Here is a 16,375-nt window from a genome sequence, read left to right as displayed (position 1 = left end):
TTACGAAGTTAGTGTTGCACCTGAACCGACAATGGTTCGAGCGTACGAGGAAATAGAATATCACGCAGAGCTATCGAGTTTTCCTGAAAGCTCGGCTTTGTAATAAGATTGAGATTATGCAGCTATTTAAGTGATAAAGCGATGAAAGTGAACTATGTCGAGTATAGAGTAATGGAAACGGAAATTGTCCCGTATGAGTTGTCTTTGACGTTGGAAGCGGGACAAAAGCAGGCTTTTGCACATAGCACCGTTAATATTGCCGAGGTTTTCTATGAGAATAATGTTGAATACGGTTTTTGGGGCAGAGCGGTGAAGAGCATAGAGACCGACGGAGTAGTAACGATGAGCATGAACTTTGATCACTTCGATGCTATGTACCAATCAGATTCCTTTATAGCTTCTTACTTAAAAGCACTCGATGACGAAAGAAAACGCTTATTCGTTGAAAACAATTATGTACCACTCAAAGTCAAGAAATCAGAAGTGCTGAATAATGGTTACTATCCAGAAGTTAAAGTATACTTTATGAACCTCTCCGAGAAAAATATTGCCTATTTTGAAGTTGCTTTCAATTGCTACGATGCGAATGGCAAGACTTTAGTCAATCCTTACACCGGCAGAAATCGTTTTTATGGCAATACCGATTATATGGATCTAACGTCGGGAGGAACGATGTATATTCACTGGGACCTTAGCGATTTTTCGCTTGCCAAATCGGTTGGGAACTTTAAAATTGTAAGAGTGATTTATACTGACGGCACTTCATGGACTAACGAATAAGATCTTCATCTGTTCTTGTCTAGTAGAAACCGCCCAACTATCTAAACGCAGCATAATAATCAGCCGTTCCGAGATTCGGGCGGCTTTTTTTGCATTTCGTAGGGAAGTCAAACGTTACTTTTATCATCTAAATTGGGCCAAATCTGAACAAACCTAAACGGAACAAATAAATGGTTTCGTTATCCTCTGTCCAGACGGATCTCATCCTTAAACTCTTCAGGGTTTTCTTCAAACATCTAATTTTCTCTCTCCCATGCCACTCGATGATATTTACATGGTTTAATTATCGGATTTATAGTTCATAAGTTGTAGACATATCCAATAAACAAACCTTATTAATGTAGATGGTAAATCACGTCTGTTCCGATTTGGTAACTAATGGTATGATTATTAATTATTGTGTGGGAGGCCGTGAAGCCAATTCTATGCTCAGCTAATTCCCCTATGTACTGGAGGTTGTACCTCTATTCGAACTTAAGCGAAACGACTTTTGTCTCGCGGGAAAGTTCCACGACCTCATTCATCAACTCAACGTTTATACTCGGGAAAAGCTCCGCTTTGTTAATCCATTTAAGATCCATTGTTGTTTCCTCGCCTTCGGTTATTTGAATGTTAAAAAGGCCTTTTTTCCTTCAAAGACTCCGCGACAGAGAGATGAGAGAGAGAAAGTAGTCAATATTGGCAAGGAAGGATTGGATTTTTCAGAATTGATGAGATGCCGTTTTATACGAAATGGGCACTGGACGCCCGCGACACGGGCCATTAAATTATCCTATTGACATATATCCTAAGTATAGGATATATAATAATAGGGAATACACAAACTAAGAAAAAGAGGAGAAGTGAAATGAGTATTTTATCCATCGTTCTTCAAGCTATTTTGGGGTTAGGTTTTCTGATGTTCGGGTTCATGAAGTTCGGATCGAAGCAAATGGTCGAAGGTTTCAAGCATTATGGCTATCCCGCAGCGTTTCGATACTTCACGGGAATAGTGGAGTTTATTGCAGCAGCTTTAATGATTGCGGGCATCTGGAATCAGACCTATGCCGTTTGGGGCGGGCTGGTCATCGCTGCAACGATGATTGGAGCGATTCTTACTCACATCAAAATGAAAGATTCGGCCAAACAAATGATGATGCCGATTATTTTGCTGGTATTGGGATTGGCAGTGTTCGGTATAAACTTTTAACTCTTGTTTTATCCATTGCTCTTGAGGAGGGTGCAAGATGGACATTCAAATTATTAAACCTCAGGATCAGGCGATTGGTGAGTTTGACGGAGGAAAAATAAAAGAGCAAAAGCCGATTGGCTTTCCGAGAGAAGGATCCTTAATCAATAGGCTTGGTCCTTTATTCTATTGGGCCTGGGCAAGCTCCCAGGAACCCGCAGAGATTGATCTGCATCCTCATCAAGGATTTGAAATCATCACTTATGTGATCAAGGGTAAAGGTTATCATCGGGACACGCTTGGCACGGAGAGCGTTGTATCCGAAGGGGGAGCCCAACTTATGCAAACAGGCTCCGGCGTGTATCATGGAGAAGCTTTAAAAGAACCGACCGAAGCTTTTCAAATCTGGTTTGAACCGCATTTAAGCCAGGCGGTAAAGCGTACGCCTACTTATGCGCAATATAATTCCGATGATTTTCCCGTTTTCGTTAAAGATGGCATGAAAATTAAAACCGTTCTAGGCAACGATTCGCCAATGAAAATTGTCACTGACGCGGCGATGTGGGACGTCTCCATTCCAAATGGAACAGAATATACCTATAGGCTTCTGCCCAACCGAACATTAGCCGGTTTAGCGATAAGAGGCGGCGGAACAGTATCGCCGGACACAACTGGTTCAACTCGTTTTGAACATAAAGATTTTGTTGTCGTCCAAACCGACGAGGGCGGAGAAGTTAAGATTAATGCGTCAGAAAAGGAACTTAGAATCTTTATCATTGATATTCCGTCCCAAGTTGACTATCCTTTATTCAGAAAACAAAGATAATCGAGGTTTCTGGCTGAAGGTATAGGAGGTTTAGCAAGTGCATCAAAACGATGAGGAAAGTCAAGTTGATCTAAGGCTGTTTCGGGTTTGGCTTAAGGCCAGCAGAACGATTTTTGACCATGTCGTAAAAGATATACAAAGACACGGAATTAGTCCTGAAAATTTTATGATTCTGGAGCTCCTTTATAATAAAGGGCCCCATGGGATTCAAAAAATTAGCGAGAAATTATCCATCCCCAGCGGAAGCATTACTTATGTGGTGGATAAGCTTGAAAAAAATGATTATGTAAAAAGGGAGCCGAGTCCAACCGATCGCAGAGCTTCAGTTGTGGTTCTAACCGAGAAAGGACATCAATTATTTACAGAAATTTTTCCTCAACATGTCGAAGTTATTTCCAAAAATTTGTCTTTCTTAAGTATGGAGGAAAAAATTCAGTTAACGGAACTTCTCAAAAGACTTGGACTGGGCGCCAGTGAACTTAAATAGTTAACACTTGCAGTATCTCAACAGGCCGGGAACACCCAATAGGGTGTTCTTTTTTATTCGATTCCTTCCGTCATAGCAAGCTCAACTGACTTCATTTGGGCAAAGATGTTCAATTTTCATCCCAAGAAGTCAAAAACATAAGAAGAAACCACCATTATAATGTACTAATATTAGGTTATACAATTAGCCCTAGACTGGAGGCCGCTGACGAATTGGGGATGAGGATGGAAAAGAACGGAATGGTTTCGTATAATTTTACCGCGGACCAAAAACCGGGTGAGACGAGCGTGGAGCTCGATGAGAACCGGCGTGCGCCGTTATATAACGATTCGGCAGGTTATGGCTTTGTAAACCGGACCTGCGCGTTTCCCGGCAGAGAAGTGCATACCGCGCAGATCGTATCGGACGATAACGGCTTCTTTATAACCGAACCGGATTTTTTCGAGGAGAAGGGCTTTGAACAAGAGAATTACAACAACTTCGGCATGGCGTTTCGCATTCAGGTCCCTCCCGGCGCTTATCGTATTTACGTTCAAACCGCGACTCCGGCCGACCAGACGGCCGTATCGGTTTCAGCCATGCGGGCAAGCCGGTTGCTCGAAGGCGGGTTCTGGGATGCAGCGGGGCTTATTCCAGTGAAGACGACCGCCTTGCTGAAGAACGACTGCGAATGGTCGTTCACTTACGCGAACGGCCGGGAATATATCGATGTCGAAGTCGAACCTAAGGAACGAGGGGTGCCTGTCGGCCTTAAACGGATTACGTTGGAACCGCTTGCACGGAATCTTCGCCGCGAAGGGGAACGACCCGCTATCTATCTGTTGGGAGATTCGACGGTCAAGTCGTACACGTTCGACGAAGCGCCAATGAGCGGATGGGGTCAGATTTTCTACAAAATGTTTGATGAAAACAAGGTCAAGGTACTGAATTATTCCATGGGAGGAAGGTCTTTTAAAAATGCTTACTGGGAAGGACGCTTAAACGATATTCTCATATCCGCCCGCGAAGGCGATTATCTGTTTATCCAATTCGGCCATAATGACGAAAGTGCGGACGAGTTTAGGCGCTACGGAAGGGGATCGACGGAGGAAACGTACGAAACATTTATCCGTGAAGTTTATTTGCCCGCTATACGTGCCAGAGGCCTCATTCCCGTATTTGTGACCCCGATGTCCAGAGTGAACGGAGAAGCGGCGGACGGACAAGTTTACGAGAACTCTTTTCGAGAGCGAAGGTTCCCTGATCTGTTAAAGAGAGTTGGCGCTGAACAAGGTATTACGGTGCTCGATCTGAATTCGGAAAGTTTAAGGTACTATAACCGGATCGGCGTTGAAGCAACGACGGCAATGTTTATGTCCATTGAAGCGGGAGAATCGCCCGGCAAAACGAATGACGGCACTTATGCAAACGGCCATCCGGCGAATAAAATAGACGGCACGCATTTTAAAGAAGCATTGTCCAAGCAATTCGTGAAAATCATGGTGACCGAACTGGCAGCCAAGGGGAGAGACGGGGATGGCATTGCCCACGGTCTCGCTTCTTATTTTAAGAAAGACGTGAAAGATGCCGTCGTATCCGGCGACTGGTCCCGGGTTTTCCCCGAAACGGTTAACGATGCGGCAAGCGGGCAAGGCGCTTATTACCGGAACCAGATCGAAAAGATGGTGCAGCTTGGGTGCATGGCCAAGGATCATGAAGGCAATTTTCATCCGGATGCGGTGATGTCGGTTCAGGATTACATAACGGCCGTTTGTAAACTGGCGAAGCTGAATTCCGGTCTTTTGAAGGGATACCCGGACGGCGGTTTGACTCGCGAAGTGATGGGGGCGATCCTGGCGGACGTCTATCATGCTTTGTTCCGCGAGAAACCTATCTATATGACGGATTACAATGGAAAGGTCAGGATACCTGGGAATTCCCAATACGATCCGAACCTGGATTCGGGAGCGCAAGGGTTGTCGTACGATCCGATCGTTCCGTTCGGGAATCTGAAGGATGCGGACGAAGCGGATCCGCAATGGGCGGAGAAGCTGAAGGACGCATACGAGCTCGGGCTTATTCGTTCCGAGAAAAACATTCAAAGGGGAAAACTGCGGAACGGAACGGAGCTGGAGCCCAAAGCGGCGGTTACCCGAGCAAAGGCGGCAAAATCTTTATATTTCATGTGGGTTTTGTTCAATCCGGCAAAAGCGGAGAACCATGCGCTCTTATCCGATGTTCCGGCATCGGTTCTGTCCGATCGGGAAGAACATTCGGGACAAATAAACCCCCTCTTTATGGAAAGGAGCAGGCCATCTTCATGAAACTCGAACATTATTTGGACTTTCTGGTCAGCCAGGCGGCTGGAGAAAGAGAGGCTGCGGCGGTAAGAGACGGACACGCGAGACGCCTTAAAGTTGCTGCGGATTTTCGGCGTCTTCTCGGGGAATTTCGAGCGGAAAAGCGGGAAACGGAGCCGCTTTTAATCGAGAGGGCCGAATACGACGGTTACGTGCGCGAGCATATCGAAATCGAAACGGTGGAAGGCCTTAGGATGAGGTTATACGTGCTTATTCCGGCACGCTCGCAAGATCGGCCATGTCCTGCGGTTATTGCCCTTCACGGCCATGGCTACGGCAGCCGTCAGATCGTCGGGCTGGAGCCGGATGGAACGGAGCGTACGGCCGATCCGGGGCTTCATCGCGATTTTGCGGTATCGCTTGTCAAGGAGGGATTCGTCGTCGCCGCTCCGGAGCTGATCGGCTTCGGCGACCGGAGGCTGGAGGAGGATCGGAAAGAAGATCCCGGGAAAAGCTCCTGCTTCAGACTTGCCGCACATTTGCTTATGACCGGTAGGACGCTGGCCGGACTCCGCATTGCCGAAACATCGAGGGTCGTTGATTATTTAGTAAGCCGCAGTGACGTCGATGCCGGCCGCATCGGCATGATGGGCATATCCGGAGGCGGACTCGTGGCGGGATTCACGGCGGCTCTCGACGAAAGAATCCGGTGCTCGGTCGTGAGCGGATACGCCAGCCTGTTCGCAGAGAGTATATTAAGCCGCAACCATTGCTTGGACAACTATATCCCCGGAGTGCTGACGATTGCGGAAATGCCGGAACTGCTGGGGTTGATCGCGCCAAGAGGGCTTTTTTTGGAATCCGGAGACGCCGACCGGGTATTCCCTCGCGAACCGGCCGTGAAGGCTTATCGTTATCTAAAAGAGATCTACGCTTCCGCGGGAGCTCCAAACGGCGTACAGGCGGATTTTTTTGCCGGGGGCCACGAAATAAACGGCGGACCGGCGTTCAGATGGCTTCGCGACCAACTTCAAAGGTAAAAAGGCAGCTTATCCTGAAGTGCCCCTCCATTGTTAGCTGTGTCTAACAATAGGGGGCACTTCATCCGATGGCTGCTTTTTTCCGTTGGGGCACAATAACTTATGCCTTCATGATGCTGGCAAAGGAAGGAGTCCATCCGTCTTGGCCGCCAAGAACTTCATTAACGGTGTATCGCATCGCCTCTTCATCCGACAGCCGTTTAGCCCAAGACGCTCTTGCTTCCGGATTAGCTCCTGCCCCCCGGCTGCCGAATTCGGCGTACCTCGAGGTCGCTTCCCTTTCCGGCTTGCCCCAGTTGTGCCAGCCTTCGGGGATGACCGACGCATCCATGTCGGTCCGGATAAACGCGACGGCGGCGAAATCCCTCCATGGACGGCCCAAAAAGACGCGTTCGACGTCCTTGCCGCCTCTTACGAAGCAATCCAGAAACACAAAACCGTACGGCTCGTTTTCCGGTGTGTTGGCGGCGGTCAAATATCCGCCCGTTCGCTTGCAAACGATCGTGCAGCCGTTAAAGACGGCGGTGGCCGGACCGAATATAAAGTCTACGTCCCCTTCGATGCAGCAGTTCTCAAAATATTGACGCCCGCCAGCAATATAAAGCGTATCTTGATCGCCTTCAAACCGTACGTTGCGGAAAGCCGCCCTATCGGCTTCGATGAACGCGGCTACCGCCTGACCCGTGCGCGGGCCGGAATCGTTGCGGATCGTCAAGTTCTCGGCAATAAAATCGTCGGCATAATTATAGAAGCTTCCGCTGCGGAACGTGCCGAGAGGCTGTCCGTCCGAACCGAGCGTATGCGCATTGTTTGAAAATACCAAAACGGTGCTTTCCGGCGATTCCCCGATCAAACGGATGCCCCTCTTGTTGCGGCCGATCGTAATCTTTTCCCGATATACGCCGTTTCCGATTTCGATAATGACCGTTTCCGGACTATGGTCGGGTACGGCGTCAACGGCCTCCTGCACGGCTCGATAATGGCCGCCGCCGTTACGGTCTACGATTACCTTCAATGATAACGCCCTCCTCGCGCTTTCCTGATTTTGAGACCCGAACCCGCACAAAAGCCGTATTTCGCATCAGGCTCGCGCAGGCTGGTTGTTCTTGTTAAGAATAGCGGAAACAGGACGGGAAATGTTTCGTTTATTTGCCGAAATAAACGGAATCCTTTGCTTTATTTGCTCTCGTTCATCTAATAGACCGATTCCATTCGAGTGTTTTATTCATCGTCCAAGGATGACGCGATATCCTCCGCATTCCGTACCGATACGAACCCGAGCTCGCTCCGCGCGTTCGCCGTGTCCCATGGCTTGCCGGGATTATCCGAAACGCCGTAATAGGTGCCGCATCGCACATTCGCTTCGATGGCCGCCTGGAACAACGCGGCAACGTCGGAGCGCGTCAGCAGCGTACGCCGCATCCGCCTATTGTCCTTAAGGGCTTGTCTCTCGTCCCGCGGCACCGAACCGATGCGGATGTTCAGGACGGACAGCCCTTTTTTCGCGGAAACCATATACCCGACATTCTCCGACGCCAGCTTCAGAATGCCGTACATCGACATGGAATAAGGATAGTCGCGCACATGGATAGGCCGGCCAAGGAGAGACTCGCCTTCTTGTTCATAGGCGTCGGTTACATGATTGCTGCTCGCGAAGATAACTTTGGGGATACCGAGTTCGGCCGCGGCGTACAAAATATGGACGGAGGCTTTCAAATAGACGTCGATCATTCGGTCGAGATGCCCGATCTCGTCTCCGGTATCGATTTTTAACAGATTGACGACGGCATCCGCGTCTTGCGGGAGCTTGCCGCGAATGTCCCCGTAGTTTGCGGCGTCTGCCCGAATATAGCGGCAAGGCCGTTCCGGTTCTTTTAAATCGATGACGGTTATGCGATACCTGCTCTGCAATTCCTCGGCAAGAATCGAGCCGATAAGTCCGGAACCGCCGACGAGCACGATATGTTTATTCATCTTGTACTCCTTCGTTTGTTTTCTACCTAATTTAACCATCTAGTTCGGCCATCAAACTTTGAAAGACAAGAAAGAACAATTTTTGCGGGTAAGTGAGCATGAAGGGAGAAAATTTTAAATGTTTTCATCTCTATAATAGGGGGGAACGATGTTTTTTTGCTTCGTGCTTGAAAGGGAGAAATCGAAACGAAGGGGAGAGAAGGTTATGGAAACAGCCGCTTTAACCGCCGCATGGGTCGCCGACCAAGGAGACGGAACGTTTATTAACCCCGTGCTCCACGCGGATTATTCGGACCCGGACGTCATTCGCGTCGAGGACGATTTTTATATGACGGCCTCCAGCTTCGGGCATATTCCGGGGCTGCCTGTTCTTCATTCCAAAGACTTGGTCAATTGGAAAATCATTAATCACGTCATTCCGCATATGGGCTTGCCCGGTTATGACAAGCCCCAGCACGGCAACGGCGTATGGGCTCCGTCTTTGCGATACCATGACGGGAAGTATTGGATTTTTTACGGCGATCCGGACGTCGGCATCTTGATGAGCACGGCGGAAGATCCCGCCGGAGAGTGGACGCCTCTCCATCTGGTTCAGGAAGGCAAAGGATTGATCGACACTTGCCCGTTCTGGGACGACGACGGCAGCGCCTATCTGGTGCACGCGTTCGCCAGAAGCCGCTGCGGCATCAAGCATCTGCTGAGGTTATGCCGCATGTCCCCGGACGGCACGCGGCTGCTGGACGAAGGGCAAATCATCTTTGACGGAACCTCCGATCATCCGACGATGGAAGGCCCCAAAATGTATAAGCGCAACGGCTACTATTATATTTTTGCCCCAGCGGGCGGGGTGGCGAAGGGATGGCAGACGGTGCTGCGCTCCAGATCGATTTACGGCCCATACGAGGATAAAATCGTGCTTCATCAAGGCGATACGCCGATCAACGGTCCGCATCAAGGCGGTCTCGTGGAATTAAAGTCGGGCGAAAGCTGGTTTATGCATTTCCAAGATAAAGACGCCTACGGCCGAATCGTCCATTTGCAGCCGGTTCGATGGTCCGACGATTGGCCGATGATGGGCGAGGACGCAAACGGCGACGGCATCGGCGAACCGGTGCTTCGTTATCCCAAGCCGGACGTCGGCAAGGTCTACCCGATCGAAACGCCGCAAACCTCCGACGAATTCGAGACGGAGCGGCTGGGGCTGCAGTGGCAATGGCAAGCGAATCCGTCCGCGGAATGGTATTCGTGCCAAGCCAAGCCGGGTTATTTGCGCCTGTTTGCGAGGCCGATGCCGGAAGAGGCGGCAACGTTATATGGGGCGCCGCAGCTGCTGCTGCAGAAGTTCCCGGCTCTCGCATTCGCGGCGTCGGCCAGCGTAGATTTTGGCTCGCTGGCAGCCGGAGACCGGGCAGGACTAATCGTATTCGGATACCAATACAGCTTCCTCGGCGCGGAGATTGGAGCGTCGGGCGAACGGTCGCTCGTCTTGGCATCCGGCGACAAAGACAAGGAATCGGAGCTTAGACGGATAAACCTGCCTTCGGATCGGCTTGTCCTTCGGGTTTCCGTCAATGAAGAAGCGAAGTGCCTGTTTGAGTACAGTCTGGACGGCGAGCGCTTCGAAGCGCTCGTTCACGAGCGGTTCCAAGCGACAAAGGGACATTGGGTGGGAGCGAAGGTCGGGTTGTTCGCGGCACGTTCTTCCCGCGAAGATTCCGGCGGTTATATGGATGCGGACTGGTTCCGCGTGCAAGCGCTTCAAGCTTGAATGATACGCATCCGCAGGAGGCGACCCTAATGGCTACGAACGCGATACCCGGCATTTTGGCCGGCTTCGACGAATTGTTTGCGGGCTATTACCTATGGCTGGCGGGCCAATACGACCGCCGCTCGGGCGGGTTTTATTACGCCCGCAGCTCCTTTGACATGCCGAATTTTCGGCACGATATCGAATCGAGCGCGATGGCTCTCAACATTTTGGACCGCTCCGGACTGCTTGGCGGCATGCCGGAAGCCGTCCGCGGCCGAATGATTTCTTTTTTTCAGAGCAAGCAGGACGAAAAGAGCGGATTTTTCTACGACGAGGACCCGAACATGCGTCTGGACGAAGTGATGGTGATGCGGGCTTTCGGCTATTGCACCGGCTCGCTTCGCAAGCTGGGGGCGTCTCCTCTGCACCCGCTCCCGACCGGTACCCACTCCGCTCCGGATTATTTGGCTTCGCCGGACAGCTATGCCGCTTGGCTTAGAAGCGTCGACCTGCGGAACAGCTGGCGGGGCTGCGATTTAATGGGAACGCCCAATCATCATTTGCTTCGAATGGCGGAAAGCGAGCGCAAGCCCTATGTGGAAGCGGCCTACCGTTATTTCGCGTCGATTCAGGACCCGGAAACCGGCTTGTGGGGGAACGGCAATCTTTACGTGCGAATTTCCGGCACCTTTAAGCTGCGCAGTTTCTTCCGCACGTTCCGCCTGCCGGTGCCGAACGTCGAGCGGATCTATCGGTCGCTGCTGGAATGTCTGCGCGGCGAGGAGGCGATCGACATGTGCTGGGTTCGGAATCCGATGGACCTGCTGCATTCCTTCCGCGGAGAACTAACGATACCGGACGGCGAATGGCGGGAAATTCTCGAGATTACGTACGGGAACATGAAGCGATTTCTCAAACCGGACGGAGGGTTCTCGCGCGAGCGGCTCTTTTCCCCTCCGGCTCCGAACGTCGCACAGGTGAAAACGGGCGAATATTACCCGTATATGCCGGCTCCGGTACGAATCGGCGGGGGACGGGCCGAAGGCGACATGAACGCCGGAACCCAAGCGCTGTGGATACGCGAAATCGCTTATCAGCTTTCCGGAGTCCGAAGCGAGCCGCTCGCAAGGTTTAGCGGGGATTTCTGGGAGCGCGCCGCAAGGATTGAACATGAACGGATAAGAGAAGAGGGGGAATTATGACGGCAAGAACGTATGCCAATCCGGTCCTTTCCGGTTTCCATCCGGACCCTTCCGTCGTGCGCGTCGGCGACAACTATTATATGGTAAACTCCACGTTTCAATATTTTCCGGCTATCGTCATTTCCCATTCGAAGGATTTGGTTCACTGGCGGTACATCGGGCACGCCATACAATCGAGCGACTTTCTCGATTTAACGGGCCTGCCCGACTCGTACGGCATATGGGCGCCGGATATTTCGTATCATGACGGGACGTTCTATATTTGCGCGACGCTGAGGCTGAACGGCTCGGGCAGGGCGAACCTGATGATGAGGTCGGAGCGGCCCGAAGGCCCTTATTCCAAGCCGGTCGTCATTAACGAGGAAGGAATCGATCCTTCGCATTTCGTGGACGACGACGGGAGCCATTACATGCTGTACGGCAGCAAAGGGACGAAAATCGTCAAGCTGAACGAGGACTGCACCGCCGCCGCGGGCGAGCCCGTCCAGTTATGGGAAGGAACCGGGAGAGCCGCGCCGGAAGGTCCCCATATTCTGAAGCGGGACGGCTATTATTACATCGTCATGGCCGAAGGCGGCACGGAGTACGGGCATTGCGTTACGGCGGCGAGATCCCCGAATTTGTTCGGCTCTTATGAGCCTTGTCCGTTTAATCCCGTGCATACGCAAAGCGATCCGAAAGCTACGATCCAAAGAGCCGGCCACGGCAAGCTCGTAGAAACCCAAAGCGGTGAATGGTGGATGGTATATTTGGCCGGTCGCCCGCTGGAAGGCGGATTTTGCACGCTTGGCCGAGAGACGTATTTGGATCCGGTACGCTGGCGGGAGGACGGCTGGTTTGAGGTGAACGAGGGGCGCGGGCCAAGCGTGATTCAGCAAGCGCCGCTGCTGCCCGAATTCCCGTACGCGGAGCCGCAGGCGGATCACTTCTGCCCCTGCACTGGCAGTTCGTACGGAATCCCGATCCCCGGCATTGGTCTTTGACGGACAGGCCGGGTCATGTGCGGATATGGACGGGCGACGCGGATTTATCGTCGACGGAAGCGCGGAACGTGCTTGTCCGCAGAGAAAGGCATCATGTATACACGGCTCGTATGAAGCTGGATTTTCGTCCCGAACGAAACGGGGAGCAGGCCGGCTTGATATGTTATTACGACAGCCGCTGTTATATTAAGCTGTGCCTAATCTATGAGAACGGGCTTAAGCTTAAAGTGCAGGGGAATCGGGCCAGGGAGCCGTTTACGATCGCGGAGCGCGGCGTGAAACAAGAGGACGGCATCTATTTGCGGGTCGACGTCGATCATGAGGCCAGACGTTTCTTCTACAGCCCGGACGGTCTGGCATGGATGGAAGCCGGCGTCGTGCAGGACGCGCGTTTCTTGAGCGATGAGGGGACGCGGGAGAAAAAAGCGTTCACCGGCACGATGGTCGGTTTTTACGCCAACAACGGCGGCTCCGGGCGCCGGATTCCGGCCGATATCGATTGGTTCGCCTATGAGGGGCAAGCGGGGGATGCGCCTGGCTGAACCGCGGAAAACGAGAAGGGCTGGTCGCGGCGACCGGCCCTTTCGTTCTCGCTTTTTGCCGTCGCGGCTTTCCGCGCTAAGCCTTCAGCAACTGTTCGGGCCGCATCGCCTTCAGCTGCTTTTCGTACAGCTTGCGGTACAAGCCGTTCAGCTCCAGCAGCTCCCGGTGCGTGCCGCGTTCGACGATTTGACCCCGGTCCATGACCAGAATCTGATCCGCCCGGACGACTGTGGCTAACCGGTGCGCGATGACGAACGTCGTGCGGTTTTTCATCAATCGCTCCAACGCTTCCGTGACGAGATGCTCCGATTCCGCGTCCAGCGCGGAGGTGGCTTCGTCCAAAATTAATATCTGCGGATCGATGAGCAATGACCTGGCGATGGCGATCCGCTGCTTCTGACCGCCGGAGAGCCTGACGCCCCGCTCGCCGATAACGGTATCGAAACCGTGTTCCAGCTGCATGATGAAGTCGTAGGCGTTTGCGGCTTTGGCCGCTTCCTCGACATCGCGTTTGTCCGCCTTGAAGCTCCCGTAAGCGATGTTATCGTACATCGTGCCGGAGAACAAAATATGATCCTGCAGCACGACGGCGATTTGCCTGCGGACATCCGCCAGCCGGTAATGGGGAAGCGGGATTCCGTCGAGCAACACGCGTCCTTCGTCCGGGTCGTAAAAGCGGGGAATGAAGTGGATCAGCGTCGATTTGCCCGCGCCGCTCGGGCCGACCAAGGCGATAACCTCGCCGGGCTTTGCATGCAGACTGATATGGCGAAGCGCGACGTTCGACTCTTTGATCATCGGGGGCGGCGCCGGCTTCGTACGCGGAGGCAGCAGGTAGAACTTTTTCCTTGCGGGCATCGTATATTTCAAATCCGTCTTGGCCGGGTCCGGCCGCTCCGATACATAAGTAAAGCCGACATTCTCGAACACGATGTCTCCTTTGCATTTTTCGATGGCAATCGGGTCTTTGCCGTCCTTGATTTCGGGCTCCATGTCGAATATTTCGAAAATGCGCTCTACGTTCGCCATCGAATTTTGAATCGTAATATTCACTTGCGAGAATCGGCGGATCGGATCGTACAGCTGCGACAAGTAAGCCTGGAAGGCGATGAGGCTGCCGAGGCTGAGGCTTCCGTTCAGAACGGCGTATCCGCCGGCCAGCCATATGAGGATCGTCCCCGCGTGGTTGAACGATTGCACGATCGCGCCAAGCGTATTGGACAGCACGTTCGCGGACATCGAATGCTTGTAATGGTTGATCGCTTGTTTCTCGTAGCGGTCCAATTCGGCTTTTTCTTTGCCGAACGCCTGCACGATCTTTATGCCTCCGATACGTTCGACCAGCAGGCCCGATATTTTCTCGAGCTCGCGATGCACGTAACGATAGGCGAACCGGATGCGCACGTTGAGATTCGTGAAGGTCAAATAAAAGAGCGGAAGAAGCCATAGCGACAACAACGCAAGCTTCATATCCAGCGCAAATAGCATGGCCGCGGCAAAAACGACCATAAACACGTCGATGACGAGGTTGATGACGCCGCCGCCGATCATATTTTGAGCGCCGTTGACGTCGTTCAGCACTCTGGAGACGATGCTGCCGGTTTGCCGGCTTTCAAAAAAACGTTGTGACAGCGTTTGCATATGTTGGTACAGCTTGTACCGGAGATCGACGACGATACGGTTGCCGAGCTTGGCCGTATAGTAGTTTCTTAGAAATTGGAGCAGCACCCCGAAGATTTGGGCGGCAACGAGAACGAGCACGACGGATTCGAGCGTCCATTTGCCGTCGCGGCCGGGCAATACGTCGTCGATCAATATTTTGGTCATCCACGGAATGACAAGAGGGACGCAGTAGCTTAACATGCCGAGGGCGATAATCCATAAAATTCCGTACGTATAAGGCTTCAAAAAGGACATGTAGCGCTTGAAGAGGTGATACTTGGAAGGTAAATCGGGCTCGGAACGGTTCGATTTCATCGTCGGACCTCTCTTCGTTTATTTTGGTTCATCTATATTGCCTCTAGTTTTCGAAAAACGCAAGACCGGCGGGGAACTCTTTACACCGTCTTTACACGGACGCAAGCTTTGCCGGCGCGGGGAGCCGCATGACAATCTTTACACGGCGTTTAGATGGGCCCCTTTATAATTTTATAAAAAGTAACCGCTTTCAAATTTATGGCCAGGAGGAAGGTCATGTCGAACATTTTATTCAATCATGTCTATAAAACGTATGGCAAGGAGAAGAAGCCGGTCGTGCAAGATTTCAACTTGAGCGTGGACAACAAAGAATTCATCGTCTTCGTAGGCCCTTCGGGCTGCGGCAAATCGACGACCTTGCGGATGATCGCGGGCCTCGAGGATATCAGCGAAGGCGAAATTTTCATCAACGACCGGAAAGTAAACGATTTGCCGCCGAAAAACCGCGATATCGCGATGGTGTTTCAAAACTACGCCTTATACCCGAACATGAGCATTTACGAAAACATCGCTTTTGGGCTAAGGCTTCGCAAAATGCCGAAAAGCGATATCGACCTTGCCGTGAAACGGGCCGCGAGAGTACTCGAAATCGAAAATTATTTGAATCGCAAGCCCAGGCAGCTGTCGGGCGGTCAACGCCAACGGGTCGCCCTCGGGCGCGCGATCGTCAGGGAGCCGCAAGTATTCCTCATGGATGAGCCGCTCTCGAATCTCGACGCCAAGCTACGCGTGCAGATGAGAACGGAAATTATCCGCCTGCAGAAGCAGCTTGGCGTGACGACGATCTACGTGACGCATGACCAGACGGAAGCGATGACGATGGGAGACCGGATCGTCGTCATGAACGACGGCGTCATTCAACAGGTGGATACGCCGGAGCGCATTTACAATAACCCGGTCAACCGGTTCGTCGCCAGCTTCGTCGGTTCCCCGCCGATGAATTTTATCGACGGCTCGATGCTGACGGAGAACGGCAAGCTTTATTTCCAGACCCGCAGATTCGCTTTGGAGGTTCCCGAAGGGAAAGCGAAGGGACTCATAGCCGAAGGGTATTCGAACAAATCGATCGTGCTCGGCATTCGTCCGGAGAACGTAAGCGTCGATCCGATCATGTTCGAAATGTACCCGGGGGCCGTGATCCAAGGCGTTTACAAGCTGGATGAGCTGATGGGAGCGGACCGTTATTTGTATGTCGATATCGGAACGAAGCAAGACCTGGTCGTTCGGGTCAATCCAAGAAACTTTTTCCAACCGGATGAGAAAATCCGATTCGCGGTCGATATGAACAGCGCGTTGTTTTTTGATGCGAAAACGTCGCTTAGCGTCGGCGGATCTTGAGACGTTAAGCAGTTTAAGGAGGTAGGAG

Annotated in this window: 14 protein-coding genes; 11 read left to right on the top strand and 3 right to left on the bottom strand. The window is 52.0% G+C overall.

The window, feature by feature from the left end; genetic code table 11:
* Positions 1-171 precede the first annotated feature (171 nt).
* From ACFSW5_RS21845 to ACFSW5_RS21820, 6 genes are all read left to right on the top strand, one after another.
* Positions 172-780: a hypothetical protein gene (locus tag ACFSW5_RS21845; protein ID WP_379277944.1), complete on the top strand. Its 609-nt coding sequence runs from the start codon at positions 172-174 to the stop codon at positions 778-780.
* Between the two features lie 847 nt (positions 781-1,627).
* On the top strand, positions 1,628-1,969 hold the full coding sequence (locus tag ACFSW5_RS21840; RefSeq protein ID WP_379277942.1) for a DoxX family protein: 342 nt from the start codon (positions 1,628-1,630) through the stop codon (positions 1,967-1,969).
* A 37-nt stretch (positions 1,970-2,006) separates the two neighbouring features.
* On the top strand, positions 2,007-2,774 hold the full coding sequence (locus ACFSW5_RS21835; RefSeq protein ID WP_379277940.1) for a pirin family protein: 768 nt from the start codon (positions 2,007-2,009) through the stop codon (positions 2,772-2,774).
* A 37-nt stretch (positions 2,775-2,811) separates the two neighbouring features.
* On the top strand, positions 2,812-3,261 hold the full coding sequence (locus ACFSW5_RS21830; RefSeq protein WP_379277938.1) for a MarR family winged helix-turn-helix transcriptional regulator: 450 nt from the start codon (positions 2,812-2,814) through the stop codon (positions 3,259-3,261).
* A gap of 224 nt (positions 3,262-3,485) precedes the next feature.
* Positions 3,486-5,564 (top strand): GDSL-type esterase/lipase family protein, encoded by a 2,079-nt coding sequence (locus ACFSW5_RS21825; protein ID WP_379277935.1) that lies wholly within the window; start codon positions 3,486-3,488, stop codon positions 5,562-5,564.
* Positions 5,561-6,580 carry a dienelactone hydrolase family protein gene (locus tag ACFSW5_RS21820; protein WP_379277933.1) on the top strand — a complete coding sequence of 340 codons (1,020 nt, stop codon included), beginning with the start codon at positions 5,561-5,563 and terminating at the stop codon, positions 6,578-6,580. Before ACFSW5_RS21825 ends, ACFSW5_RS21820 begins: the two co-directional genes overlap by 4 nt.
* A 100-nt stretch (positions 6,581-6,680) precedes the next feature.
* Here ACFSW5_RS21820 and ACFSW5_RS21815 read toward each other — a convergent pair whose 3' ends face one another.
* Together ACFSW5_RS21815 and ACFSW5_RS21810 are read right to left on the bottom strand one after the other, a co-directional pair.
* Complete coding sequence (locus tag ACFSW5_RS21815; protein WP_379277931.1) at positions 6,681-7,595, bottom strand: pectinesterase family protein; 915 nt, start codon at positions 7,593-7,595, stop codon at positions 6,681-6,683.
* A 206-nt stretch (positions 7,596-7,801) separates the two neighbouring features.
* A complete protein-coding gene (locus ACFSW5_RS21810; protein ID WP_379277928.1) occupies positions 7,802-8,554 on the bottom strand; it encodes an NAD-dependent epimerase/dehydratase family protein in 753 nt (250 codons plus the stop codon).
* A gap of 205 nt (positions 8,555-8,759) precedes the next feature.
* Here ACFSW5_RS21810 and ACFSW5_RS21805 point away from each other — a divergent pair, with 205 nt between their 5' ends.
* From ACFSW5_RS21805 to ACFSW5_RS21790, 4 genes are read left to right on the top strand one after another with little or no spacing between them, the layout of a single operon-like run.
* A complete protein-coding gene (locus ACFSW5_RS21805; RefSeq protein WP_379277925.1) occupies positions 8,760-10,322 on the top strand; it encodes a glycoside hydrolase family 43 protein in 1,563 nt (520 codons plus the stop codon).
* Positions 10,323-10,351: 29 nt separating this feature from the next.
* A complete protein-coding gene (locus ACFSW5_RS21800; RefSeq protein ID WP_379277923.1) occupies positions 10,352-11,506 on the top strand; it encodes a hypothetical protein in 1,155 nt (384 codons plus the stop codon).
* Positions 11,503-12,489, top strand: a complete 987-nt coding sequence (locus tag ACFSW5_RS21795) for a glycoside hydrolase family 43 protein (RefSeq protein ID WP_379277920.1) — start codon at positions 11,503-11,505, stop codon at positions 12,487-12,489. The genes ACFSW5_RS21800 and ACFSW5_RS21795 overlap by 4 nt, the downstream gene beginning before the upstream one ends.
* Positions 12,486-13,031, top strand: a complete 546-nt coding sequence (locus tag ACFSW5_RS21790; protein WP_379277915.1) for a beta-xylosidase family glycoside hydrolase — start codon at positions 12,486-12,488, stop codon at positions 13,029-13,031. The genes ACFSW5_RS21795 and ACFSW5_RS21790 overlap by 4 nt, the downstream gene beginning before the upstream one ends.
* Before the next feature lie 76 nt (positions 13,032-13,107).
* Here the strand turns inward: ACFSW5_RS21790 and ACFSW5_RS21785 are convergent, their stop codons facing one another.
* Entirely contained in the window at positions 13,108-15,009 is a 1,902-nt protein-coding gene (locus ACFSW5_RS21785) for an ABC transporter ATP-binding protein (protein ID WP_379277913.1), read from the bottom strand.
* Between the two features lie 216 nt (positions 15,010-15,225).
* Between ACFSW5_RS21785 and ACFSW5_RS21780 the strand changes: the two genes are divergently transcribed.
* Complete coding sequence (locus tag ACFSW5_RS21780; RefSeq protein ID WP_379277910.1) at positions 15,226-16,347, top strand: ABC transporter ATP-binding protein; 1,122 nt, start codon at positions 15,226-15,228, stop codon at positions 16,345-16,347.
* The last annotated feature ends 28 nt before the right edge of the window (positions 16,348-16,375 follow it).

The sequence above is a fragment of the Paenibacillus thailandensis genome, from assembly GCF_042685365.1.
GTDB lineage: Bacteria > Bacillota > Bacilli > Paenibacillales > Paenibacillaceae > Paenibacillus_AP > Paenibacillus_AP thailandensis.
The sequence above is the reverse complement of the archived record's forward strand: the minus strand, read 5'-3'. Positions and strand labels throughout refer to the sequence as shown.